This window comes from Vibrio olivae, assembly GCF_042428525.1.
GTDB classification, from domain to species: domain Bacteria; phylum Pseudomonadota; class Gammaproteobacteria; order Enterobacterales; family Vibrionaceae; genus Vibrio; species Vibrio olivae.
Window position 1 is genome coordinate 51,819 of the sequence record NZ_JBHMEP010000003.1, and the last position, 25,998, is coordinate 77,816.

Annotated in this window: 23 protein-coding genes; 8 read left to right on the forward strand and 15 right to left on the reverse strand. The window is 45.3% G+C overall.

Features of this window, described 5'->3' with window-relative positions; translation table 11 throughout:
• Positions 1-69 precede the first annotated feature (69 nt).
• On the forward strand, positions 70-1,104 hold the full coding sequence (locus tag ACFFUV_RS13000; RefSeq protein ID WP_390193450.1) for an NADP(H)-dependent aldo-keto reductase: 1,035 nt from the start codon (positions 70-72) through the stop codon (positions 1,102-1,104).
• 38 nt (positions 1,105-1,142) lie between these two features.
• On the opposite strand, the gene ACFFUV_RS13005 is transcribed toward ACFFUV_RS13000, so the two are convergent.
• The 6 genes from ACFFUV_RS13005 to brnQ form a co-directional block, all read right to left on the reverse strand.
• Positions 1,143-1,394, reverse strand: a complete 252-nt coding sequence (locus tag ACFFUV_RS13005; RefSeq protein ID WP_390193452.1) for a DUF1127 domain-containing protein — start codon at positions 1,392-1,394, stop codon at positions 1,143-1,145.
• A gap of 111 nt (positions 1,395-1,505) precedes the next feature.
• Positions 1,506-1,640, reverse strand: coding sequence for a hypothetical protein (locus tag ACFFUV_RS13010; protein WP_390193454.1), 135 nt, complete (start codon positions 1,638-1,640; stop codon positions 1,506-1,508).
• A 263-nt stretch (positions 1,641-1,903) separates the two neighbouring features.
• Entirely contained in the window at positions 1,904-3,241 is a 1,338-nt protein-coding gene (gene vpsR / locus ACFFUV_RS13015; RefSeq protein ID WP_390193455.1) for a cyclic-di-GMP-binding transcriptional regulator VpsR, read from the reverse strand.
• A 295-nt stretch (positions 3,242-3,536) separates the two neighbouring features.
• On the reverse strand, positions 3,537-5,054 hold the full coding sequence (gene lysS, locus ACFFUV_RS13020; RefSeq protein ID WP_390193457.1) for a lysine--tRNA ligase: 1,518 nt from the start codon (positions 5,052-5,054) through the stop codon (positions 3,537-3,539).
• 33 nt (positions 5,055-5,087) lie between these two features.
• A protein-coding gene (prfB, locus tag ACFFUV_RS13025) for a peptide chain release factor 2 (protein WP_390193459.1) occupies positions 5,088-6,186 on the reverse strand; the annotation gives its coding sequence in 2 pieces (ribosomal slippage) (positions 5,088-6,110 and positions 6,112-6,186; 1,098 coding nt in all).
• A gap of 185 nt (positions 6,187-6,371) precedes the next feature.
• Entirely contained in the window at positions 6,372-7,685 is a 1,314-nt protein-coding gene (gene brnQ / locus ACFFUV_RS13030) for a branched-chain amino acid transport system II carrier protein (RefSeq protein ID WP_390193460.1), read from the reverse strand.
• A gap of 327 nt (positions 7,686-8,012) precedes the next feature.
• Here brnQ and ACFFUV_RS13035 point away from each other — a divergent pair, with 327 nt between their 5' ends.
• Together ACFFUV_RS13035 and srmB are read left to right on the forward strand one after the other, a co-directional pair.
• Positions 8,013-8,717, forward strand: a complete 705-nt coding sequence (locus ACFFUV_RS13035; protein ID WP_390193462.1) for a tRNA1(Val) (adenine(37)-N6)-methyltransferase — start codon at positions 8,013-8,015, stop codon at positions 8,715-8,717.
• 90 nt (positions 8,718-8,807) lie between these two features.
• The gene (gene srmB / locus ACFFUV_RS13040; protein ID WP_390193463.1) at positions 8,808-10,040 is read left to right on the forward strand and encodes an ATP-dependent RNA helicase SrmB; all 1,233 of its coding nucleotides are present in this window, start codon (positions 8,808-8,810) and stop codon (positions 10,038-10,040) included.
• 71 nt (positions 10,041-10,111) lie between these two features.
• Here the strand turns inward: srmB and prfC are convergent, their stop codons facing one another.
• Entirely contained in the window at positions 10,112-11,701 is a 1,590-nt protein-coding gene (gene prfC, locus ACFFUV_RS13045; protein WP_390193465.1) for a peptide chain release factor 3, read from the reverse strand.
• Positions 11,702-11,898: 197 nt separating this feature from the next.
• Here prfC and ACFFUV_RS13050 point away from each other — a divergent pair, with 197 nt between their 5' ends.
• The gene (locus ACFFUV_RS13050) at positions 11,899-13,944 is read left to right on the forward strand and encodes a putative bifunctional diguanylate cyclase/phosphodiesterase (protein WP_390193467.1); all 2,046 of its coding nucleotides are present in this window, start codon (positions 11,899-11,901) and stop codon (positions 13,942-13,944) included.
• 3 nt (positions 13,945-13,947) lie between these two features.
• Here the strand turns inward: ACFFUV_RS13050 and rimI are convergent, their stop codons facing one another.
• Positions 13,948-14,403 carry a ribosomal protein S18-alanine N-acetyltransferase gene (gene rimI, locus ACFFUV_RS13055; RefSeq protein WP_390193469.1) on the reverse strand — a complete coding sequence of 152 codons (456 nt, stop codon included), beginning with the start codon at positions 14,401-14,403 and terminating at the stop codon, positions 13,948-13,950.
• A gap of 17 nt (positions 14,404-14,420) precedes the next feature.
• Complete coding sequence (locus ACFFUV_RS13060) at positions 14,421-14,828, reverse strand: DNA polymerase III subunit psi (RefSeq protein WP_390193471.1); 408 nt, start codon at positions 14,826-14,828, stop codon at positions 14,421-14,423.
• Between the two features lie 70 nt (positions 14,829-14,898).
• Here ACFFUV_RS13060 and ACFFUV_RS13065 point away from each other — a divergent pair, with 70 nt between their 5' ends.
• On the forward strand, positions 14,899-15,366 hold the full coding sequence (locus ACFFUV_RS13065) for a DUF2541 family protein (protein ID WP_390193474.1): 468 nt from the start codon (positions 14,899-14,901) through the stop codon (positions 15,364-15,366).
• Between the two features lie 5 nt (positions 15,367-15,371).
• Here the strand turns inward: ACFFUV_RS13065 and ACFFUV_RS13070 are convergent, their stop codons facing one another.
• Both ACFFUV_RS13070 and ubiT read right to left on the reverse strand, forming a co-directional pair.
• Complete coding sequence (locus ACFFUV_RS13070; RefSeq protein WP_390193477.1) at positions 15,372-15,875, reverse strand: GNAT family N-acetyltransferase; 504 nt, start codon at positions 15,873-15,875, stop codon at positions 15,372-15,374.
• Positions 15,859-16,386 carry a ubiquinone anaerobic biosynthesis accessory factor UbiT gene (gene ubiT / locus ACFFUV_RS13075; RefSeq protein ID WP_390193480.1) on the reverse strand — a complete coding sequence of 176 codons (528 nt, stop codon included), beginning with the start codon at positions 16,384-16,386 and terminating at the stop codon, positions 15,859-15,861. Before ubiT ends, ACFFUV_RS13070 begins: the two co-directional genes overlap by 17 nt.
• Positions 16,387-16,586: 200 nt before the next feature.
• Between ubiT and ACFFUV_RS13080 the strand changes: the two genes are divergently transcribed.
• The 3 genes from ACFFUV_RS13080 to ACFFUV_RS13090 all read left to right on the forward strand — a co-directional run bounded on the left by ACFFUV_RS13080 (position 16,587) and on the right by ACFFUV_RS13090 (position 20,648).
• Positions 16,587-18,623: a sensor domain-containing protein gene (locus tag ACFFUV_RS13080; RefSeq protein WP_390193482.1), complete on the forward strand. Its 2,037-nt coding sequence runs from the start codon at positions 16,587-16,589 to the stop codon at positions 18,621-18,623.
• A gap of 111 nt (positions 18,624-18,734) precedes the next feature.
• Positions 18,735-19,748 (forward strand): ubiquinone anaerobic biosynthesis protein UbiU, encoded by a 1,014-nt coding sequence (gene ubiU, locus ACFFUV_RS13085; RefSeq protein ID WP_390193484.1) that lies wholly within the window; start codon positions 18,735-18,737, stop codon positions 19,746-19,748.
• A 9-nt stretch (positions 19,749-19,757) separates the two neighbouring features.
• A complete protein-coding gene (locus tag ACFFUV_RS13090; protein ID WP_390193485.1) occupies positions 19,758-20,648 on the forward strand; it encodes a U32 family peptidase in 891 nt (296 codons plus the stop codon).
• A 54-nt stretch (positions 20,649-20,702) separates the two neighbouring features.
• Here the strand turns inward: ACFFUV_RS13090 and ACFFUV_RS13095 are convergent, their stop codons facing one another.
• The 4 genes from ACFFUV_RS13095 to pnp form a co-directional block, all read right to left on the reverse strand.
• Entirely contained in the window at positions 20,703-22,055 is a 1,353-nt protein-coding gene (locus ACFFUV_RS13095) for an MATE family efflux transporter (protein WP_390193487.1), read from the reverse strand.
• Positions 22,056-22,121: 66 nt separating this feature from the next.
• A complete protein-coding gene (locus ACFFUV_RS13100; RefSeq protein WP_390193490.1) occupies positions 22,122-22,541 on the reverse strand; it encodes a MarR family winged helix-turn-helix transcriptional regulator in 420 nt (139 codons plus the stop codon).
• A 120-nt stretch (positions 22,542-22,661) separates the two neighbouring features.
• Positions 22,662-23,567 (reverse strand): lipoprotein NlpI, encoded by a 906-nt coding sequence (gene nlpI / locus ACFFUV_RS13105; protein ID WP_390193493.1) that lies wholly within the window; start codon positions 23,565-23,567, stop codon positions 22,662-22,664.
• Between the two features lie 134 nt (positions 23,568-23,701).
• On the reverse strand, positions 23,702-25,840 hold the full coding sequence (pnp, locus tag ACFFUV_RS13110; protein ID WP_390193496.1) for a polyribonucleotide nucleotidyltransferase: 2,139 nt from the start codon (positions 25,838-25,840) through the stop codon (positions 23,702-23,704).
• Positions 25,841-25,998: the final 158 nt, after the last annotated feature.

Consider the following 25,998-nt stretch of genomic DNA (forward strand, 5'->3'; position numbering starts at 1 on the left):
GCTTCCCATCTCTCTGATAATTCACATATAGTGGGGGTCAACACAATTCACATTGATCAAGGAAGTGACATGCAAACCACTAAGCTCCCTCATTCAACGTTGGAAATCAGTAAGCTGTGTTTAGGCACAATGACTTTTGGTGAACAAAATACCCAAGACGATGCCTTTCGCCAGCTTGATTACGCATTAGAGCGTGGTATTAATTTTATTGATACGGCTGAGATGTACCCGGTTCCACCGAAAGCGGAAACTCAAGGATTAACGGAAGAGTATATAGGGAACTGGTTAGAGAAGAGCGGAAAACGTGAAAAGGTGGTATTGGCAACGAAAGTATCCGGTCCCCGCAGCGTTCCCTACATTCGTGATAACCTCAGTTTAGACCGACGCAACATCCATCAAGCCATCGATGATAGCTTACGTCGTTTAAAAACCGACTATGTCGACCTTTATCAGCTACATTGGCCACAACGACAAACCAATACCTTTGGCAAGCTCAACTACCCGACGCCTGAAGGCAAAGAAGAAGTTACCTTAATTGAGTCTTTAGACGCGTTAGGCGAACTGGTCAAAGCCGGGAAAATCCGTTACATCGGCGTCTCCAATGAAACCCCTTGGGGGGTTATGACCTTGCTAAGGTTGGCTGAAAAACACGATTTACCGCGCATTGTTTCAATTCAAAATCCTTACAGCTTGGTCAACCGCAGCTTTGAAGTTGGCTTATCAGAAATTAGCCACTTTGAAGGTGTTGAACTGTTGGCCTATTCACCGCTGGCAATGGGCATGCTATCCGGAAAATACGCAAACGGTGCTCGGCCTGCGGGTGCCCGGTTAACCTTGTTTGAACGTTTCCAACGGTATTCAAAACCACAAGGTGTCGCCGCGGCGCAAGCTTATGTTGATTTAGCCCAAGAATTTGGGCTTGATCCAGCCCAGATGGCGTTAGCCTTTGTGAACCAACGTCCATTTGTTGCTTCAACCATTCTTGGTGCGACAACGATGCAACAGTTGAAAGCCAATATCGACAGTTTAGATGTGCAGTTGAACCAAGAACTGCTGCAGAAAATCGAAGAGATTAATACGGTCTACTCGAATCCTTGCCCTTAATCAGTAGCGGGGCAGGCATTTCGCCTGCCCCGCTTGTATTACGTCGGTATTCGCGCACTTAATATTCGACGAAGATGACGAACACGACGTTGAGCGGTGAGTGCTGGAGGCTCAGAAAAACCAATTGGACGACCATCCATTTGCAAACCAATATCCTTAAGTAAATGCTCGTTTGTCCATGGAATATCATGAACACTACGTCGAACTTTACTTCGCCAAACTCGTTCTTCATGTTTGATATCGATACGAACTAAGATAATTGCTAATTTTAAATATACAGATTGAGTCATTATTATTTCTCCAGAAATAATGCTGGGAATAATGACAGTCTCAGATATAAAAAGGGGAATAACGCTCTTTCTGGGCTGCCATCTTCCGCAGCCTTCGAGGTTACGGATTAATTAGTTTGCGGGTTTATCTGAACCAAAATCTCGAGATAGATCTGAGGCTTGGGTACGTGATGATACGATGTCCATCTTGGTATTGATGGCCATAGTAGAAGCGCAAACGTAACGTTTTGAATGTAGATGTTTCATGTTGCGCCTCCTAGCAAATAATTAATCCAAAATTAAGATGAGATATGAGCTTGAACTCATGGTTAAATTCTATGTAAGTTAGCGGATTATTCAATTATTTATTCTAAAAAAAGTAAAATACGCAGTATTGCTCTGGAATATTACGAAGAGTAGATAAAAAAATAATATATTCCGCTTAAGAATAAGTTATTACATAGATATTCTCTTGCCCATGAAAAAGCCGCGTAATAATTACGCGGCTATAAATAAATGCAGTTTATAAATTACATCGTGCTATCAGACGAAATAAGGTTATGTTTGTTGAGCAAACGATACATTGTTGCACGCGACACACCCAATTCTTTGGCGGCCATTGATACCTGCCCTGCATGAGACTCTAATACCAATAGCAGAGCGTCACGTTCGCTACGCTCACGGATACTCTTCAAGCTACGCTTACCATCACTGCGTTTTGGTAGATCAAGATGCTGCTCATCGAGCATCACGGTTTCTGACATCAGGACCACACGTTTAATTTGGTTCATCAGTTCACGCACATTACCTGGCCAATGATAGCGAGTCAGAGCACGAACGGCATCTTCAGTGAAGCTACGCGCTTGAGCATTAAACTCTTTTGAGTACTCTTGCAGGAAGTGACGCGCCAGAATAGCTATATCACCTGCACGTTCTTTCAAGCTTGGTACATTGATTCGCAATACATTGATGTAATGATAGAGTTCCTCATTGAAGTCACCATCAATCAACGCTTTTTCAATATCGGCTGAATTCGCCGCTAAAATACGAACGTCCACTTCTTTGCGTCCATTCGAAGTCTCAACCGTGCCCTCTTGTAGAAAGCGCAGCAGATTCAACTGCTGGGATTTTGGCAAAGTGAGGATATCGTTGAGTAATACCGTCCCGCCATCCGCTCGTTCTAACATTGAGACCTGTGATTCATCTTCGCGATTGATCCCAAATAGATCGCACTCAAGGCGTCGCTCTGACATCGCACGGCAGTTCACTGAGATAAACTCTTTCTGAGCTCGTGCAGACGTTTTGTGGACCGCGCGGGCAACGGTTTCTTTACCCGTACCGCTTTCACCATAAATCAGAATACTTACGTCAGTTGGGCCAATACGCTTAATTTGGTCACGTAGGCGTTTCATTGGGATAGAGTCGCCAATTAAGCCCATGTCGTTGTTGTTACCATAATGAGGCCATACTTTCTTCTCTAGCTTCAACATACCCAGTTGGTGCCCAATGGTACTGAGTAGCTGAGCATCCGGGATCGGAGCCGTAAAGAAGTCAATACAGAAGTTCACAATGAACTGGCAAATGGTGTCTGAGCTGAGTTGTGATTCACGAATGAAAGCCAACCAACGCACTTGCTTGTGATTGCTCACCAAATTTGCAATCCCATTGAGGCTAAATTCATCGTGAGTTAAATCAACAATACCAATACAAGGCCCTGTTTCTGCAAACAGAGCATCTGCTTTACGTAGATCCGCACACTGTGTGCAACGCCAACCGACTTGTTCTAAAACCGAGAGCCAAGGTTCATAAGTACCACCGACCGCGATAAGTGAACCCGGGACAGAATCCATTCGGAATTGAGTGCCCATTTATCTGTTCCTTATGTTTAATTATATTTAATTGTATGCTGCGCCAACTCAGCATGTCGTTAGACGTTACATTATCGAGACTTGCGAAAATAATCTGTCTTATTTTCGAGACATTGGAAATAATAAGTTGTTTTGCCTAAGAGAACGAGACTTTCATTCATAAACTGATTGCAACAAAAATCGGGTCATTCATAAGACAGATGATCGTTAGGCGGTTAACGATAAAAAGCCCAGAGCATAAAAAAGCCACCCGAAGGTGGCTTTTTCACATCTTTTCGCTGCATGTTCTTTATGATTACGCCTGAGGACGCATCGCTGGGAACAAAATGACATCGCGAATTGTGTGAGTATTAGTGAACAGCATTGCTAAGCGGTCGATACCAATACCTTGACCAGCCGTCGGCGGTAAACCATGTTCAAGAGCGGTGATGTAATCGGCATCGTAGTACATCGCTTCATCATCACCAGCATCTTTCGCATCAACCTGAGCTTTAAAACGTGCATCTTGGTCTTCTGCGTCATTAAGCTCAGAGAAACCATTCGCAACTTCACGACCGCCAATAAAGAACTCAAAGCGATCAGTAAAGAATGGATTGTCATCACTGCGACGTGCCAAAGGAGAAATGTCTGCAGGGTAACCCGTAATGAAAGTCGGTTGAATCAATTTTGGTTCAGCAGTCTCACCAAAGATCTCTTCAAGCAACTGACCACATGTCCAGAAGCTCTCGACATCAACATGCACGGATTTCGCGATAGACACCATCAATTCACGGTTTTGCAGATCCTCTTCGGTAAGGTTCTGAATTGCTTCGTGGTTTGGATTGTAGTGTTTAATCGCTTCAAACATGCTCATGCGCGCATAAGTGCCACCAAACTCAACGGTTTCATCCCCATAAGGCATAGAGGTCGAGCCCAGAACGTTCATGGCAACCGTGCTTAGCATCTCTTCGGTCAGATCCATCAAATCTTTGTAATCTGCGTAGGCTTGGTAGAATTCCATCATGGTGAATTCTGGGTTATGACGTGGCGATAACCCTTCGTTACGGAAGTTACGGTTGATTTCAAAGACGCGATCAAAGCCGCCCACCACCAAACGTTTTAGGTATAGTTCAGGGGCAACACGCAAATACATGTCAATATCCAGAGCGTTGTGATGCGTCACAAACGGACGCGCTGTCGCACCGCCAGGGATAACGTGCATCATTGGCGTTTCAACTTCTAAGTAACCTTTTGAGCTCATAAAGTTACGAATAGCCGATACCAATTTAGAACGAATAATAAATGCTTGGCGCGAATCTTCGTTGACGATCAAGTCAACGTAACGCTGACGATAACGCATCTCTTGGTCAGTTAGACCATGGAATTTTTCAGGAAGTGGACGAAGAGCTTTAGTCAGCAACTCGTACTCTTCCATATTCACGTACAAATCGCCCTTACCTGACTTATGCAGCGCACCTTTCACACCGATGATGTCACCGATGTCCAAGCCTTGATATTTGGCTTTAAGATCTTTTTGAACGTCTTTTGCCGCATAGGCTTGAATACGTCCGGACGTTTCTTGAATCACCAAAAATGGACCACGTTTTGCCATCACACGGCCCGCGATTGCGACAATGTGATTCAACGCTTCAAGCTCTTCTTTTGTCTTTTCACCGAACTCAGCTTGTAAGTCGCCCGCTAGGTTATCGCGACGAAAGTCATTTGGGTGACCGTTCGCTTTACACGCCTTGCGAATCTCATCGAGTTTCGCACGACGCTCAGCGATCAGCTTGTTTTCTTCATGAAGGTTTTCGTTATGAACAGCATCACTCATATTCGATCTATCCTGTCTGTGGTCGGTGAAAGCTTAAAGGCCTGATTTTAGGCTAGCTTCGATAAATTTGTCTAAATCGCCATCAAGAACCGCCTGAGTATTGCGGTTTTCAACGCCGGTACGTAAATCTTTAATGCGTGAGTCATCAAGCACATAAGAACGAATCTGGCTGCCCCAACCGATATCGGATTTGGCATCTTCGTTGGCTTGCTTTTCCGCATTTTGTTTTTGCAATTCCAGCTCAAACAATTTTGCACGTAGCTGCTTCATTGCTTGGTCTTTGTTTTTGTGCTGTGAACGATCGTTCTGGCATTGCACTACGGTGTTGGTCGGAATATGGGTGATACGTACCGCAGATTCCGTGGTGTTCACGTGCTGACCACCCGCGCCAGAGGCTCGGTAAACATCGATTCGCAAATCGGCTGGATTAACGTCGATAGCAATGTTTTCATCCACCTCAGGGTAGATAAACGCAGAGGCAAACGAAGTATGGCGACGGCCGCCTGAATCAAACGGAGATTTACGTACCAAGCGGTGAACACCGGTCTCGGTTCTTAGCCAACCGTACGCATACTCACCAGAGATTCGTACCGTTGCAGATTTCAATCCTGCGACTTCGCCTTCAGAGACTTCAATTACTTCCGCTTTAAAGCCTTTGGCTTCCGCCCAACGCAGATACATACGCAACATCATATTGGTCCAATCTTGCGCTTCCGTACCACCTGATCCCGCCTGCAAGTCAATATAGCAATCGGAGGCGTCATGATCACCTGAGAACATACGACGGAATTCAAGCTGAGCGAGTTTATCCTCAAGCTCGACCAATTCCGGTTCAATCTCATCGAATGTTTCTTGGTCTTCTTCTTCAACCGCAAGCTCTAATAAACCTTCAACGTCTTCGACGCCTTGATCTAGTTGAACAATAGTTTCAACCACCGCTTCTAGAGAAGATCGCTCTTTACCTAAGGCTTGAGCTCGGTCAGGTTCGTTCCATACATCCGGTTGTTCAAGTTCTGCGTTAACTTCTTCTAGACGCTCTTTCTTAGCGTCATAGTCAAAGATACCCCCTCAGGACTTGAGTGCGCTCTGACACATCCTGAAGACGATTTTTAATAGGATTGATTTCAAACATGTTTGCTCGACATTTTAGCGTAGAATTTAACCGCAGAATTCTACTGAAAAATGTGAACAAGATACAGGGATTTTTACATACAACGCTGACATGACGCCGCTTTAGTGATAAGGACGATCGCGGGGGGAAAAAAATCCCTCACGCTAAAACCGCGTAAGGGATTTCTACGTTACCCGATAGCTTTATCAAGCGTTGTCTTGAGCAAGTGCTTGGTTTTGAGGTTGACCGACAAAAAACATCACGACAATCGCTGCAAATGTGGGCAGTAACCACCCCATCCCTACATCAAACAGAGGCAGGAAGTTAAATGCGCCCATGTTGAGACCAGCAACTTTCGCCGCATCGATTAGCGCAAACAACAGTGAGACAATCAACACGAAACGGTACGCCAAGCGTGGATTACGGAATTGACGACGCAAAAAGGTTAATGCAACCAACGCAATCGCAACCGGATATAGAGCAAACAATACCGGCACAGACAGCGTAATCAATTGTGACAGACCTACATTGGCAACAACCGCACATGCAACACCGGTAACCAGCACCCAAGCTTTGTACGGCAGTGGCGTGTGTGTACTAAAGAAATCAGAACAAGCGGAGATCAAACCAATCGCGGTGGTTAAGCAAGCTAACAGCACAATGGAGGATAAAACCCACTGGCCATTGCTACCAAACAACGCTTGCACATATTGACTCAAAATAGCGCCACCGTTGTCTGCACCCAATGAAACTGCCGAGCTCGTCGCGCCTAGGTAAAATAAGGAAATATAAACAAATGCTAACCCCGCAGCCGCAATAAATGCAGCGCTGATTAAATATTTGGTGGTGGCTCGACGCTCAGTAATACCTTTACTGCGTAGCGCATCAACCATTAATACCCCAAACATCAATGATGCAAAGGTATCCATGGTGTTGTAGCCCTCAAGAAAGCCCTTTTGCAGCGGATGAGTTAAGTACTCATTCTGCGCCTGCATAATCTCCCCCTGAGGATTAACAAAAACACTCACTGCCAGAATGATCAACGCGATAAAGAGCACTGGGGTTAAGATCTTACCAATCATATCAATCAGTCTGCCTTGGAACCAAGCAAACAGCATCGCGATGCCAAAGAAAATGACTGAAAATACAGTTAGATCGGATGGCGAAGGCGAGGTAATAAATGGATTAACCGCCATTTCAAACGCAACCAAACCAGTACGCGGCGCAGCAAAAGCGGGGCCAATAATAATGAAGATCAATGCTGCCATAATGGTCGCGATGCTTTTCGGCAAATCACGTGTCATGTGCTCCCAACTGCCGCCAGCAAGTGCAATCGCGATAATTGTAACCAGTGGTAATCCCACCGCCGTCAGCAAGAATCCGCTCATCGCCGACAATAAATTCTCACCGGCAAGTTGGCCTGCAAATGGCGGAAAGATGATGTTGCCCGCCCCTAAAAAAAACGCAAACAGCATAAAGCCGACTGCGGTAATATCTGTAACTTTTAAAGTCTGCTTCACAGCTAACCCTTTTTTGTAGAAATTATTGATGTTGTGTCAGTTTGAAAAACAACCGATTAGAATATCCCAGGGCAAAATCTGGGAGCAGGATCATGACGAAATGACGCACAATACGCAAGTTTCACGGCCAAAACGTTATATAAATCCAGATCATTAACTTATATTTGGTTTTATAAACCATATAAATAAGAAATGTCAGATTTTATAACTAAGAATTTTCCTAATATTAGAAAGCATGGCCAGCATAATTATCTACACGTTAAAATATAACCAGTAACTATTACTGGTTTAAGCCCAATAATTAGTCATAACTAAGAGCATAGCGTATTGAAAAAAAAGAACTTTAACTTCAAACAATTCACCGTTGCTCAGCATCAGGCAGGCATGGCGGTGAGTACTGATGGCGTGCTGCTCGGCGCTTGGTGCCAAGTTGAACAAGCACATCATATTTTGGATATCGGGACAGGGACCGGACTCCTGGCCTTGATGTGCGCTCAGCGTAATCCTTTAGCGAAGATTACTGCGTTAGAGCTCGATGCCTATGCAGTCCAAGCGGCTAGCGACAACTTTTCACAATCGCCATGGGCGGCGCGTATTTCTTTAATTCACGCCGATGCTCAAACGGTGGCACTCGATGAGCAATATGATGTCATCATCTGTAATCCACCCTATTTTAATAGTGGCGAACATGCTCAAACCACACAACGCGCCACAGCGCGTCATACTCATACCCTAAACCATCAATGTTTACTGGAACGCTGTGTGCAATGGCTCAAGCCTGAAGGCAAAGCGAGCTTTATCCTGCCGATTGCAGAGGGAGAGCAATTTATCAAAATAGCGCAGTCTCTTGGGCTACAGTTACAGCGTCGGTGTTTGGTCAAACCGACGCAAGCGAAAGCAGCCAACCGCAGTTTATTTGAGCTAGCAAGAGCAACGGTCATGACTGATGAGCAAAGGATAGTCATCCGCAATAATGGCCAATATAGCGAGGAATTTACGGCATTAACCAAAGAATTTTATCTAAAAATGTAGAATTACCTGTGATCATGGTCACTGTTGCCTTTATAATACCGCGTCCTAAACTTAGCCCTAATTTGCCCATTGGTGCACGGAGAGAATAACGTGATCAAAACTTTCGCCGAACTTGATCTAGACCCTAACTTGCTTCAAGCGATTGAAAGCATGGGTTTCAGTCGCCCAACTGACATTCAAGCCCAAGCCATTCCAGCCGCTTTGGATGGTCGAGATGTTCTGGCGTCTGCGCCAACAGGGACAGGTAAAACCGCTGCATTTGCCCTGCCTGCGCTGCAATACTTGCAAGATTTTCCACGCCGTAAACCTGGGCCAGCGCGCGTGCTGATCCTAACGCCGACCCGTGAACTCGCAATGCAAGTCGCCGATCAAGCGCGCGCATTGGCCAAGCACACGTCACTCAATATTTTTACCATTACTGGCGGTGTGCAATATCAAGAGCACGCAGATATCCTAGCCAAAACTCAAGATATTGTCGTGGCAACGCCAGGCCGCCTCATGGAGTACATTCAAGCGGAGCGTTTTGACTGTCGTGCGATTGAGTGGCTGATTCTTGATGAAGCCGATCGCATGCTCGACATGGGCTTTGGCCCGGTAGTTGATAAGCTGTCTACAGAGTGCCGCTGGCGTAAACAAACCCTACTGTTCTCCGCAACATTGGAAGGCAAAGGGGTTGAAGGGTTTAGCGCTGGCCTACTGACAGACCCAGCAGATATTGATGCGGAACCTTCACGTCGTGAACGTAAAAAAATCGCCCAGTGGTATCACCGCGCGGATAACGCAGAGCACAAACTAACGCTGCTAAAGACCATTTTGACCACGCAAGCAGAACGTTCAATTGTATTTCTAAAAACTCGTGAACGTCTTGCAGAGCTAAGATCTGAGTTGGAAAGTGCTTCTATTCCTTGCGCTTGGATTCAAGGAGAAATGCCACAAGATCGCCGTAATAATGCGATTAGCCGTTTTCGTGAAGGCACCGTCAATGTCCTGCTTGCAACTGATGTTGCGGCGCGCGGTATCGACCTCCCCGATGTAAGCCATGTGATCAACTACGACATGCCACGCACAGCAGATGTCTATCTGCACCGTATTGGTCGCACCGCTCGTGCAGGTAAAAAAGGCAATGCCGTTTCTCTGGTTGAAGCTCATGATCAGCCAATGATGGATCGCGTTGCCCGCTACGTGAAAGAAGATATTAAAGAACGCTTTGTTGATGGCCTGCGTCCGAAACACAAAAAACCCGTGTTCAAGAAGAAAAAGAAAAAAGACGATAAGAAAAAGTCTGCGACCAAAACCAAAAAGAAAGTCGCAAAGAAAAAGTAAGACAGACGTTGCCTCAAACAAAAAGCCGCTTCAAATGAAGCGGCTTTTTTAGGTCCATAACTCAATACTGATTAGTGTTCACGAGTCGCACGGAATTTAATATCGGGGAAGCGCTCTTGAGCAAGATTGAGGTTCACCATGGTCGGAGCAATGTAGCTTAAGTTATCACCACCATCCAACGCGAGGTTTGTTTGGTTCTTACGCTGAAACTCATCGAGTTTTTTCTCATCATCGCATTCCACCCAACGCGCCGTAGCCACGTTGACGCTCTCATAGATCGCCTCAACATTATATTCAGACTTCAAACGCGCAACCACAACATCAAACTGCAATACACCGACAGCGCCAACGATCAAATCGTTGTTTTGTAATGGTCTAAAGACTTGCACCGCCCCTTCTTCGGAAAGTTGCACTAAGCCTTTAAGCAGCTGTTTTTGTTTCAATGGGTCACGGAGACGAATTCGTCGGAACAACTCTGGCGCAAAGTTCGGAATCCCGGAAAATTTTAGCGCCCCACTTTGCGTGAAGGTATCGCCGATCTGAATCGTGCCATGGTTGTGCAAACCAATGATGTCACCAGCAAATGCGTTTTCTGCGCGGGACCGGTCACCCGCCATAAAAGTAACGGCATCAGAAATATTCACCATTTTACCCAAACGCACATGATTCATTTTCATGCCTTGTTTGTAAGTGCCTGATACAATTCGCATAAAAGCGATACGATCACGGTGTTTTGGATCCATGTTGGCTTGGATTTTAAATACAAAGCCAGAGAAACCTTCTTCTGTTGCTTCAACAGTGCGCTCAGTTGCTTCACGTGGCATTGGCGCTGGCGCCCACTCGGTCAAGCCATCAAGCATGTGGTCAACACCAAAGTTGCCCAATGCTGTTCCGAAGAAGACTGGCGTTAGCTCACCTTGTAAGAACAGTTCACGATCAAACTCATGAGACGCCCCCAGCACCAATTCAAGCTCTTCACGCAGTTGCTCGGCCAGTTCCGCGCCGACGTGCTGATCCAACTCAGGATTATCTAACCCTTTAACAATACGAACATCTTGAATCGTATGACCTTGGCCAGAGCTGTAGAGGATGGTTTCGTCACGATGGATATGGTAAACCCCTTTAAACTCTTTACCACAACCAATAGGCCACGACACTGGTGCACAGGCAATGTTGAGCTCGCTTTCAACTTCATCAAGCAATTCCATTGGATCACGAATATCGCGGTCCAATTTGTTCATAAAGGTGATGATTGGCGTATCACGCAGACGGGTTACTTCCATCAACTTACGAGTTCGGTCTTCGACACCTTTTGCGGCATCGATAACCATTAAGCACGAGTCAACCGCAGTTAAAGTCCGATATGTATCTTCCGAGAAATCTTCGTGCCCCGGAGTATCCAGTAGGTTAACTAGGCAATCGTTATAAGGAAATTGCATCACAGAGGTCGTTACCGAGATACCACGCTCTTTTTCCATTTCCATCCAGTCAGATTTTGCATGTTGACTAGAACCGCGACCTTTAACCGTACCCGCCGTTTGAATGGCGTGTCCGAATAAAAGAACTTTTTCTGTAATGGTGGTTTTACCCGCATCGGGGTGCGAAATAATTGCGAAGGTACGACGCTTCGACACTTCGCTCAAAAAGGTTTCATTTGACATGCTAATGCTCTTTTCAGCTCTACAATTGGCATGACACTGCCAATGGCTCGATTCAATTGCGCCGTATTGTCCCTGATCTTAAGGTATTGGGCAACAATCTATCGGGTATCCGTCCGATTTCTTTGTATTTAAAGAATATAAAAAGCTCGAATTTTTAGGCTATAACTAAAGGAGTAGCCGTCAATAATTAGGTCGTAATGTCAAACATCAATCGCTCCTCATCGCTGGCGTTTCGTCAAGCCAAAACGGTTTTTCTCGTCTCTGTTGTGCTAAGTTTGATGTTCAGTGTTTATGTCATCATTGTTGATTTACACCAAGAGCAAGACCGAATAAAAAGCCACTATCAAATCCAGCTTAATCAGCATTACGCGAATGCAAGCCAAGCTGCGTACTTTTTAAATCCGTCGTTAGCCAAACAAGTGGCGACCGCCCTAATGAGCGATCCAGCGATCAATCACGTGGAAATCATTGATGATTTTGGCGATATACTCGCCCAATTAACCCGCAAACCGGAGTCGCATTCTGCCTTTACCGAGTACTTATCCAACTTTCTCACCCCATCACCAGCGCAGTTTTCTATTGATCTCCACCAGCCAGATTCAAAAGCCATCATTGGCTCATTGAGCTTTACTATCAATGGCAGTCATTTGTCCAAACAGTTCATCAAAAGAACCTATGAACTGCTACTGTTCGATCTGTTGCGAAATGTTGTCCTAACCTGCGTTTTGTTGGTGTTTTTCTATTACAAATTATCCAAGCCCATTCTGGTATTAGTCGGTTGGGTACAATCACTCCAAAACACCAAGCAGGCCCCAGCAATTCCCCTCAAAGCGCGAAAAGATGAGTTGACTCATCTCGCCACTACGTTTTTACATATCTGGCAAGAACGTGAGATAGCAGAAAATAAACTCAACCGTCTCGCCTACTATGACTCGCTGACCGGGCTAGCGAACCGAAGTATGCTGATGCAACGCTTGGATGAAACTTTACAGGAAACCAAACAGACCAACGCGAGTGGCGCCTTGTTTTATCTCGACTTAGACCGTTTTAAAACCATCAATGATTCACTCGGTCACTCCATTGGTGACCAGTTACTTAAAGCACTGTCGGCGCGTTTAGAAGCTTGGCTTAAACCCGACCATCTCGCCGCACGCATCGGTGGCGATGAGTTTGCTATATTGCTGCCTTGTGTTTCAAAACAACGGGCTGAAGAAATTGCCAAGCAGTTGATGGCATTAACGGCCAACCCCTTTGTCATTGATGAACATCAGCTTTACTGCACGGTAAGTCTAGGGATTTCGGTCTTTCCTGCTGATGTCAAAGACACGTTGGATATTCTGCGCCAAGCCGATACTGCGCTCTATCGGGCAAAAGTCAGCCAACGTAACAACTACTTATTTTATGAACCAGAGATGCATGCGCAGGTTGAGCGATTACAGCAAATAGAAAAAGGCCTTCACGATGCACTCTATTTGGACCAGCTCGTGCTTTACTATCAGCCCCAAGTTGACGACGATTTGCAATTGATTGGTGTTGAAGCGCTGATACGCTGGAATCATCCGCAAAAAGGGCTGCTTTATCCCGGGCATTTTATGCCTATCGCCGAGGAAACAGGGCAAATCCTTAAACTCGGGCAGTGGATCATTGAGCAAGCGTTTTATCAATATGCTCAGTGGAAACAACAAGGTGTATTACCCGCATCTTTTCGGCGTCTTGCGATCAATATTAGTCCTCTGCAATTTGCTCAAGACAGCTTCGTCGAACATATTCGTGATAGTTTGCAACAAGCCGGAATCAGCGGAGAGCACATAGAGCTCGAAATTACTGAAAACTTGTTGCTGGAAAATGTTGAGAGTGCGATAGAAAAAATGCGTGAGCTTAAAGCGCTCAATATCAATATCTCAATCGATGATTTTGGGACGGGCTATTCATCCTTACGCTACTTAAAACACTTGTCTGTTGATCTGCTTAAGATTGACCGCTCTTTCGTTACAGAGCTGCACTTAAACCAGAGCGATCAGGCCATTGTCGATTCGATCATTTTGATGGCAAAGCGTCTCAATCTGCATGTTATCGCTGAAGGTGTTGAAACGCTTGACGAGCTCAATACGCTGAAAGCGCTGGGATGTCAGCAATTTCAAGGATTTTTATTCGATCAAGCCTTAGACGCCAAGGCTCTTAACCATCGCTTTGCACAGGGAAAGTATAGTGTGACGCAATTAACAACTACCGTCCGCAAGTGATGCCTAGTGAAAAGGAAAAAATAGGTAACTCATGATAATCGCATCTTCTTTACCATTCATCGTTGGATAGTAATCACGACGTCGATCGACTTCATTGAAACCTAAATTTTGGTACAAGCGAGAGGCTGTGATATTGCTTTCACGCACTTCCAGCCACACACTTTCCGCCTCTTTGCGCTGGCAGATCTCTAAAAAAGCTTCTAGCAACTTAGAGCCATAACCTTGCCCTTGAAAGCATGGATCAATTGCGATGTTCAGCAAGGTCACTTCACCTACGATATTTTGCGCGTAGAAGTAACCGATCACACGCTGATCTTTGATAAGAACATGGTGAAATGCGCCGCGGCTATTGATATCAGAAAGTAACGTCTCAGACCACGGATGGGAATGAGCCTGAGGCTCAATCTCTAAAATACGTGGAAGATGCTCTGGTGCTAATGGGAGAATATCTAACGACATGCAATGTTTCTTTTTCATTAACTTGATTGGTATTGACGAATTTGTTGCCACAACGCACGTTTACGCTGATTATCGCCATCGAGTAAGGTCAGCGACTCAGACGTTAATACATGGGTATTCTCGAGCGACGACAACGGCTCACAGCCAGCAAACCATAACCAATTTAATTGATGCTGCCCCAAAGAGGCCAACTGATGTGGATAGATATGTGCTGCTTGCGCCAAGGTCAAATTCATCGCCTTTAGAATGTTCTCAAACAAAGTTGCGGTTTGAGAAACAGGAAGGTGATCAGAAACCAAAAGCAGTTGACAAGATTCTGGCAAAATAAGTTCGCTAGGTGTGTAACCTGCTAATCTTTCAGGATGTCGTAGCTGAAAATGGTCAATACCCATCTCATGTAAATACGCGGATGATTGTGGTGACATGAACTTATTAATATTCCGTTAGATCAACGATGACATCCTAACAATTTTTTGCCAAAAAGTCAGAGGTACAATGAATTATATTAACTGGTTGCTACTCACTGTTTGCCTACTCGCTAGTTCGACTCAAAGTTGGGCGAACAGTAAGGAACCGGAATGGGTTTTATTAGATACAGCGACGTTGTCTTTAAGCAGCGAAAAATCCCATATCAGCTTAAAGAAGATTGTCAGCCGCCGCGATTTTAGCCATATCAAATTAGTCTGCGTACAAGGCGAAGTCGATATACGTTCCTTAAGTTTGAAAATGACCACTGGCGAAGCACGGACTTACCAAACATTCAACTTATTAACTAAAGGGGCTTCGACTCGAGAGCTTTCCTTACCCGGAACACGGCAGAGTAACTTAACACGCTTTACAGTGACCTATGCTAACTGGGACGCAAAAACGGCGGGAAATTTGGGGGGGGACAATCTGACTAAGCTCGAAATCTGGGGCCAGAAAATCCCTCCCGCCCCAGCGAAAAAATCAACGCAGCCTTAGCGCGATTATAATTTAGAAAACTCTTGGCTGTAGCGAACCACCCCATGATGACCATTCAACACATCTGGGTACAGGGCTTTAATCGCGAACGCGCCTTCGGGCACATCCCATTCACAGCGCATATCGTATTCATGTGCTGGTTCAAAACCGTGCTGAGCATAATAGCGAACATCACCTAATACAGCACACACAGGATAGCCTAACTCAGCCAACGAGGTTAACCCCTCTTCCACCAGACGATGACCAATGCCTTGACCTCGGAATTGAGGGGCTACACACAAGGGAGCAAGTCCTTGCCATCCAAGATCTTCTCCCTCGAGAGTAATCGGTGAAAATAATACGTGCCCCATCAATTCACCCTCGTCGGAACACGCCACTAACGAAAGTGTCAGTTGACTATTTTCTCTCAGGGACATGACCAAATTGGCTTCTGCGGTGGTCTCAAAGCTCGCTTTGAGTAGCCGGTCGATAGTTAAAATATCGGCGGGCGCTTCAGTTCGAATAAGCATTCGCTACCTCATTTATCGGTTTCGGCGATTGTACTCCTTTGTGAACGAATTCCGCTAGTTGATTCATCAATATTTGTAATGGTTTCGGCAATAGATCTAAATCAACGCTGTCCATCAAGTTTTTCACTTCCAATCCTAATTCCGTATCGCCCTCAATTTGTAAGCGGCGCTGGAAAAAGAGGGTATCAGGGTCTTCTTTGCGCCCAGCGATCAACACTAAATCATTCAAGTTACCGCTAAACGAGACATCTTCTTTTTGAGGTTCGCTGGCCACCACTAGCTTTTCATCACAAAAACTAATAAACCAAGCAAGATCCATATCCTTTACTGCAACTTTCAGCCATTTTCCTTGCAAAAATTCGAAATCTCCATCTTCCAAGGCTTCGCTAAATACCTTGTTCATGCCCTCTAATAGTGCACGTTTCTGTAATGACATAGGTAACATTTGGACTGGAGATCTCAAAATTGTGGCGGCATTCTGAACTAATTGGGTACGAATCTTGTTTATCACGTGGCTTATCCGTTAGGTTTAAATCAAACTGACTTGCATCTTAAAACAAGCAATGAATTCGATTCCTGTCGTGTATCAAAAAAACGTCTTACAGCTTGTAAGCCTTTAATTTTAAGGCAATCACAGTTATAGTTATTTTGACGTGCATAATTATTCGAAGCGTGAATAATCTTGCTCATTGGAGATCCGGTGAATCATTAATGCCTTCACAACAATTACAACATTGGTTTGCGAAATTAACAGCAAACAGCCCTTTTTTCTTTTCCGTTTTGGACCAACAGCATCACTATTCGATGGTCAATGAGCGATACAGTGCGATCGCGGGTTTAAATGCGCTTGAACTTATCGGCATGAATGACAGTCAAGTACTTGGACAAGGATTCTACCAACGATTAAAACCTTATTACGATAGAGCTTTTCAAGGCGAATATATTGAAGCGGAGCTCACGCTTGATGACGGCGATTACGAAACCAGTCTGCACTTTTGCCTCGCGCCTATAGAACAAGATGAAAAAATTGAACACATCATCTTTCACGCTGTTGATACTTCAGAAAAGCACATCCTAATTCGCTCATTAGAAGAATCTGAAGGCAAATTCGGCAAACTCACCCAGATCTTAAATGAAGGCGTCATGTTAGCCGAAGATGGCTGTATTATTTCTGCAAACCCTGCGTGTGCACGTCTTCTCGGTTTTCACCAAGTCAGCGACCTTCTAGGTGAAGACGTCTCTCGTCTGTTTGTTGATATTCAGACTCACAGTGCATTTAGCCAACCATTGAGCAGGTTATTGAGCGAACAAGCACTGACCTGTATGACCAGCCAGCACTGTGGTGTTGAACGCCAAGTGGCTCTGTATGGTGACCAAGCGCACCTCTTTGGACATGACTCGCAACTTATCTTGATTCAAGATGCCGAACACCCGCTTCAAGAAGGTAGTGGTCGTGGTGACGATATCCATACCGACTCACTGACTGGGCTGTATAACCGCCTTGGTTTCACTAAGCAACTTGAATATTGTATTGATAACCAAATTCCACTGTTACTGCTTTATTTAGATATCGATAACTTTAAAAATATTAATGATTCGCTTGGTCATCACATTGGTGACCGAGTGATTAAAGAGGTGGCAGATCGGCTCAAGTGTGTACTTCCACCGCAAGGGATATTGGGCCATCTCGGTGGCGATGAATTTGGCCTTATTATTCCCAAACCCGATAATGACCACGTTGCCGAAGCGCTTGCTGAACGAATTATTGCTTCAATCAATCAGCCGTTTGATTTGCATCACTTTAGTAAAAGATTGGCTTGCTCGATTGGCAGTGTCGCTTATCCACAAAATGGCAATGATGCTCGGGTTTTGCTGCAAAATGCCGATACCGCCATGTATGAAGCCAAAGATCGCGGCCGTAACCGACTGATCAAATTCAACGAGCAGATGAACAAAGAGGCGCGCATGCGCTTGTGGCTTGAGATTGAATTGCAAAAAGCGCTACAACAAAATGGCTTAGAGGTTTGGTATCAACCCAAGGTGAATGCGCGTGATTTCAGTATCAACGGCGCTGAAGCCTTGATACGCTGGAAACACCCGGTAGAAGGGTACATTAGCCCTGGCGCCTTTATACCTGTCGCTGAACGCGCAGGGTTGATTGAACATTTGGGACGCGTAGTCATGCGTGAAGTGTTTACCACCGTCAAACGCTGGCGGCAGCAAAACATCTTGCCGGGGCGAGTTGCTATCAACTTATCGCCCGAGCAGTTTGGTAACCCCAAGCTTATCAATTATATGGAAAGATTGATGCGCAGTACCGAACTTGACCCGAATGATATTACCTTCGAATTGACAGAAAGTGCGGTAATGAGTGACAGTGAGCACACCTTACAGATGCTCAATGCCATCAAAAAACTTGGGTTCTCGTTGTCAATCGATGACTTTGGCACCGGTTACTCATCACTCTCCTATCTGGCTCGATTCCCCCTAGATGAATTGAAAATTGACCGCGCCTTTATTTCTGATATCGATACGCTGCCAAAACAAGTTACCGTTATTGAAAACATCATTAATTTAGGTAAGTCACTGGATTTAAAAGTCGTTGCCGAAGGGGTCGAAACCTCTCAACAAGCCACCTTATTATCCAATTTACATTGCCATTCGATTCAAGGTTTTCACTTTCATCGTCCACAACCAAGACACGATGTAGAATTACTTTTCGCTCAAAACCGTCGTCATAAAAACTAAGGACTGATTATTTTTGATGGGTAATCTGGCGTAAACCTGCCTTATATCAAATCAGTTACCTAGCGGGCTTCTTACAATATGGGGCTATGTTGACGCTGACGACTGGGAACAATGGAACTTTTATGCCCCGCAGGTAATCTGCCTGCTCTAAAAACCGCTATCGACTGCGGTGCTGATGCGGTTTACATCGGCTTTAAGGATGACACCAATGCTCGCCACTTTGCTGGACTGAACTTCGCAGGTAAGAAACTGGATAAAGCCGTACAATACGTACGTGACCACAACAAAAAAATTCACGTTGCCTTAAATACCTTTGCCCACCCACAAAACTTTTCGCGCTGGACGAATGCTGTCGATAATGCAGCAGATTTAGGTGTAGATGCATTAATTGTCGCCGATATCGCGTTATTGGATTACGCAGCCGAGCATTATCCGCAAATGGAGCTGCACCTTTCTGTACAAGCCTCCGCGACGAACGTTGCCGCCATTGACTTTTACCAACGTAATTTCAATGTTAAACGCGTCGTGTTACCACGCGTTCTCTCGATTCATCAAGTCAAACAACTGTCGCGCAATATGACCAGTGATGTGGAACTTGAGGTTTTCGCCTTTGGTAGCTTATGCATTATGTCAGAAGGACGTTGTTACCTTTCGTCCTATCTTACTGGAGAATCGCCAAATACAGTGGGAGCCTGTTCACCGGCCAAATACGTTCGCTGGCAAGAAACCCCGAATGGCTTAGAATCACGACTCAATAATATTTTGATCGACAAATACCAGCACGGGGAAAATGCTGGCTACCCCACTCTATGCAAAGGACGGTTTATCGCCCAAACTGGCGATGCTGCGCAAAGCTATCATGCTCTTGAAGAGCCTACGAGTCTAAACACATTGTCTCTGCTTCCTGAGCTTTTCGCTGCCAACGTTGCCTCAGTCAAAATTGAAGGTCGCCAACGCAGCCCCGCTTATGTCGAACAAGTGACCCGTACATGGCGAGCGGCTATCGACCATTACCTCACGACACCTGAACACTATAGCGTGAATCCCGACTGGGATCGTGCCCTTGCCAACGTTTCTGAAGGCAAACAAACCACGCTCGGCGCATACCATCGTAAATGGCAATAAGGAGTTCCGATGGACCAACAGTTTAAATATTCACTTGGCCCTTTACTCTACTTTTGGCCGAAAAGTGATGTCGAAACCTTTTATCAGCATGCTATGCAAAGCCCTGCTGATATCATTTATCTTGGGGAATCTGTGTGTTCAAAGCGCCGTGAATTAAAACCGAAAGATTGGCTAGAGATTGCTCGCCAGCTTGCCGGCCAAGGTAAACAGGTCGTGCTCTCGACAATGGCATTGCTTGAGGCCCCCAGCGAAGTCAATATTCTCAAAAAATATATCGATAATGGCGACTTTGCGATTGAGGCAAACGATGTATCCGCGATTCAACTGGCCAGTGAAAAACACGTACCGTTTGTTGTCGGCCCCGCCATCAATGCGTATAACGCACACACCTTAAAATTGTTTCTTAAGCAAGGGATGATTCGCTGGTGTATGCCCGTGGAACTGTCTCGTGACTGGTTAAACAATATTTTGATCCAGTGTGAAGAGCTTCAGATTCGCGGTCAATTTGAAACCGAAGTCTTTAGCCATGGTTATCTTCCTCTTGCTTACTCTGCTCGCTGCTTCACGGCACGTGCCGAAGACAGAGCAAAAGATGAATGCGAGACATGCTGCATCAACTACCCCACAGGGCTTCAAGTCCATAGCCAAGAAGGGCAAGAAGTGTTTAATCTCAATGGCATTCAGACTCAATCGGGTTACTGCTATAACTTGGTCAATGCCTTGCCAGAAATGCGTGATCTCGTTGATGTCGTTAGATTAAGTCCACTTGGAGAGCAAACTTTTAACCAACTGGAACATTTTCGAGCCAATGAGCAAGGTGAGCAACCTGTTAAACTTGAGAGCCGACAGTGCAACGGTTATTGGTATCAAATTCCGGGGTTAGACCTCGCAACTGACTAGTGAGTCGACAAACCGGTCATCAAAGTAAAAAGCCACCGCTTAGGTGGCTTTTTACTAACTGGGTATCGTCATTGTCTGCTCTTGATGCACTAACTGTGCTTTGACGCGCTTCCTCTCGCCATAGAGCATGAACCCCACCACCAATGCAAGCGTGACATTCGATAAAGGATACGCCAACCAAATACCAGCGACACCATACCATTTAGGCAGCAAGTAAAGATAAGGCAACTGAATCAGCATATTTCCCACAATCACAAACATTGCTTTTCCACCCCGATTGGTTGCTTGGTAATAGGTGCCTACGATCACAATCATTCCATCAAGAAATAGGGCCCAGATGTGTAAACGAATGCCGTGCACAGTGCTTTGTATTAGCGCTTGATCATTGCTGTTAAAGATCGAAATGATCGCCTGTGGGAAGAGGTTCAATAACGCAATAAATGCCAGGCCCAGAGCGATCGTCGTAACCAACGCAATGTTCATTAAACGCAAAATATTGCCTGGTTTTTTAGCCCCATAATTAAAGCTCACCAAAGGCTGCATACCACTTGCCACACCTTCCACTGCGAGATAATAGACGGTCACGATATAACCAATAATGGTATACGCACCAATGAGTAATGCGCTGTCATACTCGGTAAACAAGTAGTTATGAAGACCGACCATCACTGAGCCATAGGCGTACATAAAAAAGCTCGAGCTTCCAATGGAAAAAATACGTGGAATCGCCCGCCAGTCAATATGCCATCCACCACGACTTAAACGTAACTGTGCTCGTGAGGTAAAGAAATAATACAGCCCAGAGACCATCACCAGCATTTGTGCAACGCCGGTAGCAAGTGCTGCTCCAACAAGTTCTCCATCCAAAATAACGATAAACAGATAATCAAATACAATATTCGCCAAAGCACCGATCATCATCATGACAGTGGCCACCTTTGGACTGTTATCGTTGCGAACCAAAAACGGCAAACAGATAGAGCCCAATGTAAAAACGCAGCTGACAGTCAGTACGTCAAGATATTGCTTACCCATAATCAGCGCATTACCTTGTGCACCTTGCCACAACAGAAATTGATCGTTGTATTGCCACAATATCAAAGCAACGATAGGCGTGACGCCCAGCAATACACTGAGTCCAGTCGTCAGTTCGCTTTTAGCTGCGCTCGTATTGCCTTCACCTTGCCGCAATGATACTAAGGCACCGGTTCCGACGCCGATCAGCATTCCCAAACCAAGCACAGCACTGATCACCGGCCACGCCAAGTTGATTCCCGCAAGACCATCGGCTCCGAGAACCCGCCCAATAAAAATGCCATCGACTACTTGGTATAAACCATTCACAAGCATGGCTGCTAACGTCGGTATGGTATAACGCCAAAACTGTTTATGAATTGAGTGCTGCATATCTCTTCCCAATTAGGACTACGATTTATTTAGTTAGCAAAGCTAACTAAATAAATCAAAAAATTATCAGTATTCTTTCCCTAATGCCTTATCCAGTAGCTGATTGAGCTGCTTGGTTTCAGCAGGTGTTAAACCGTTAATCACCTGCTCAGCTAAGGTTTGATACACCTTGGCTTCATAAGCCATATATTCCAGTGCCAGGGGCGTCAGCTTAACCCGTTTTACTCTCGCATCTTGTGGGCAATCGCAACGCACGACCAACCCTTTGCGTGTTAAACGGCTCACCATATTAGAGGCTGATGGTTTCGTCACTTCCATTTCCATCGCCAGATCCGTTAATCGAATGGGCTCGCTTGCTACCTGAATCACTTTTAGGTAATCATATTCATTAAAGCTCAGCTGAGAAATCGGATCCTCTTTGCTATTTTTACGCCAAACTTTGGCTGCGAAACGCTCTAATCTCTCTAAGCTGTTTTCTAAACTCATTGCATGACCCATTTAGTTAGTCAGGCTAACTATTTTAGCGATTTGCTCATTTAACCGCAATCTCGAACATAAAAAAACCGCCAACGATGTGGCGGTTTTAAGAGCATGGTAAGACGATAATTAATTCGCTGCTTGTTGCTCAGCTTTACGTTCTTCTCGAACCGTATGATAGATACGCCCAAGCTCTAACAATGCATAACGATGCTCAACATAGTCAAACATATTAAACGACAACACTAACTTGTACAGAGAAAGGGCTTGTGCATAATCCCCTTCCTGCTGGTAGCGCTTCGCCAAATAGAAATAAGCTTCGGTCAAACGCTGTGCCAATAAGGTATTATCTGGCGTTCCTTGTAAAATCGCATTAAACACTTGCTCTTCACTGACCTGATTTAAACTGATCGCCACCAGCAGCCAACCCCATTGCTCATCACGGTGCTGATAACTTTCAAGTAGCTCCGCTCGAGCCTGTTCAGGTTGCTGTTTGGACTGAATAATGTAGCGCCATAATGCGCGAAAAGGGTCAGATGGATCCTCTTCATAATGCTGGGTGATGTCTTCCATCGCTAAATGGAGGCGGTCACCATAGTAAAGCGCGACAGCTCGGTTACGCAGCGCGTAACTGTTATCAGGATCCAACTCTAGCGCGGAATCAAAAGCATCATAGGCGGCATCAAATTCCCCCACTTGCGTATAATAAACGCCTAAGAGATTAAATAATTCAGGCTGCTCAGGATTGAGTGACAGTGACTGATCATAGTCAAGCCGAGCCAAGTCCTTAAGCCCTACGCTATCGTAATAACTGCCGCGCTTATAAAACATCTCGGCTCTGAGATCGTCTGCCAGATCCGCTCTTTGGAGTAACTGAGTTAAACGGGCGATTTGCACTTCTTGCTGAAGCCCCGCTTGCAAAGGGACAGCCATGGGCGGATAAAGCCACTTGGTATCGTTATTTCCAGTGATCGAAGCACAACCTGATATCACTAACAACGATAAGCTCATTGCGGCGGTATGAAACCATTTCACAAATAGGTACTCCTATTGCTGACCTCCCGTCAGCATTGTATCTGCATAAAAAAAGGGAGCGAGAGGCTCCCTTTATAACATGCTTTTACACTTCAAGGGTAAAAACCCTGCTTTCGGTCATAAAAGCGCGGTGTTTATTCCGCTTCTGGTGCTGCGTTGTTTTCTTCTGCAGCTTCTTCTGCTGGCTTTTCTACCGCTTCTTTCATACTTAGACGAACACGGTTCTGGCGGTCAATTTCAAGAACTTTAACTTGAACTTCTTGGCCTTCAGCTAGGTAGTCAGACACTTTTTCAACGCGCTTGTCAGCGATTTGAGAAATATGCACTAGACCATCTTTACCTGGAAGAATTGTAACGAAAGCGCCAAAGTCAGCTAGACGAGCTACTTTACCAGTGTAGATACGGCCGACTTCAACTTCTGCTGTGATCTCTTCAATACGACGAATCGCTTCTTTCGCAGCGGTACCTTCCGTTGCAGCAATCTTGATCGTGCCATCGTCTTCGATTTCGATAGTGGTACCTGTCTCTTCCGTTAGAGCACGGATCACTGCACCACCTTTACCGATAACATCTTTGATCTTCTCAGCACTGATCTTCATTGTGTGAATACGCGGAGCGAACTCAGAAATGTCATCACGAGCACCAGAGATGGCTTCATCCATAACAGATAGGATGTGCTTACGTGCACCTTGAGCTTGGTTAAGCGCAATTTGCATGATCTCTTTAGTGATACCTTCGATCTTGATATCCATTTGCAGTGCAGTAACACCAGTGTTCGTACCAGCTACTTTAAAGTCCATATCACCTAGGTGGTCTTCGTCACCAAGGATGTCTGAAAGCACGACAAAATCGTCGCCTTCTTTAACAAGACCCATTGCGATACCCGCAACAGAAGACTTAATTGGCACCCCCGCATCCATCAATGCTAGAGACGTACCACATACAGAAGCCATTGAAGATGAACCGTTAGATTCAGTGATTTCTGATACAACACGTACTGTGTATGGGAATTCTTCTGAAGATGGCATTACCGCAGCAATACCACGCTTCGCGAGTTTACCATGGCCGATTTCACGACGCTTAGGCGAACCAACAAAACCTGTCTCACCCACACAGTATGGAGGGAAGTTGTAGTGAAGTAGGAAGTGATCTTTACGCTCACCGGTTAGCTCATCGATGATTTGTGCATCACGTTGAGTACCAAGAGTCGCCGTCACTAAAGCCTGAGTTTCACCACGGGTGAACAGAGCAGAACCGTGAGTACGTGGTAGTACGCCAGTACGTACATCAAGTGCACGAACCATGTCTTTCTCACGGCCATCAATACGAGGGTTACCTGCGATGATGCTGCGGCGAACGACGGTTTTTTCTAGGTCGTGGAAAAGAGTGTGAACTTCTTTTAGATTCAACTCTTCATCTTCTGCAAGCAGTTTCTCGTTCACTTCATCGCTGATTTGATGGATACGGTCATAACGCGCCATCTTCTCAGTGATTTGGTAAGCTTCAACGAGTTTCTGTTCTGCAAGCTCAGCAATTTTCGCTTTGAGTTCAGTGTTTTCAGCAGGTGCTGTCCAATCCCAAGCTGGCGTTGCAACTTCAGCAGCAAATTCATTGATTGCGCTGATGACCACTTGTTGTTGATCGTGACCAAACACAACAGCAGACAGCATTTCTTCTTCTGTTAGGTTGTCCGCTTCTGATTCAACCATCAATACTGCAGATTCAGTACCTGCAACGACAAGATCAAGTTTAGAAGAAGCCAGTTCTGTGTTGCTTGGGTTAAGCACAAGTTGACCATCAATGTGACCAACACGTGCAGAACCGATAGGGCCGTTAAACGGAATACCAGAAATTGCCAATGCCGCTGAAGTACCGATCATCGTAACGACATCCGGTTGTACGTCTGGGTTTACAGAAACCACAGTCGCAATCACTTGAACTTCATTTTTGAATGAATCAGGGAACAGAGGACGGATTGGACGGTCAATCAGACGTGCGGTTAGGGTTTCACCTTCAGAAGGACGACCTTCACGTTTGAAGAAACCACCCGGGATTTTACCCGCAGCGTAAGTACGCTCTTGGTAGTTAACCGTTAGTGGGAAGAAGTCTTGACCTTCAACCGCTTCTTTTTTACCTACAACAGAAACGAATACCGCGGTATCGTCCATTGTGACCATAACGGCTGCGGTCGCTTGACGAGCAATAACGCCCGTCTCTAGAGTGACAGTGTGATTTCCATATTGGAACGTTTTAACAACTGGTTTTTCGAACATGTTTATTCCTTGCTCTGAGCATTAAGCTCAGATTGAGTCATTGTTACTCCTCACACATTACGAATCGCGACTAGTGAAAACGTATTTCAACAGCACTAAACACGCTTTGAATAGCCGCGACCGTTTGGTCGACTTGGTTGACTGTAATGTAGTGAGTT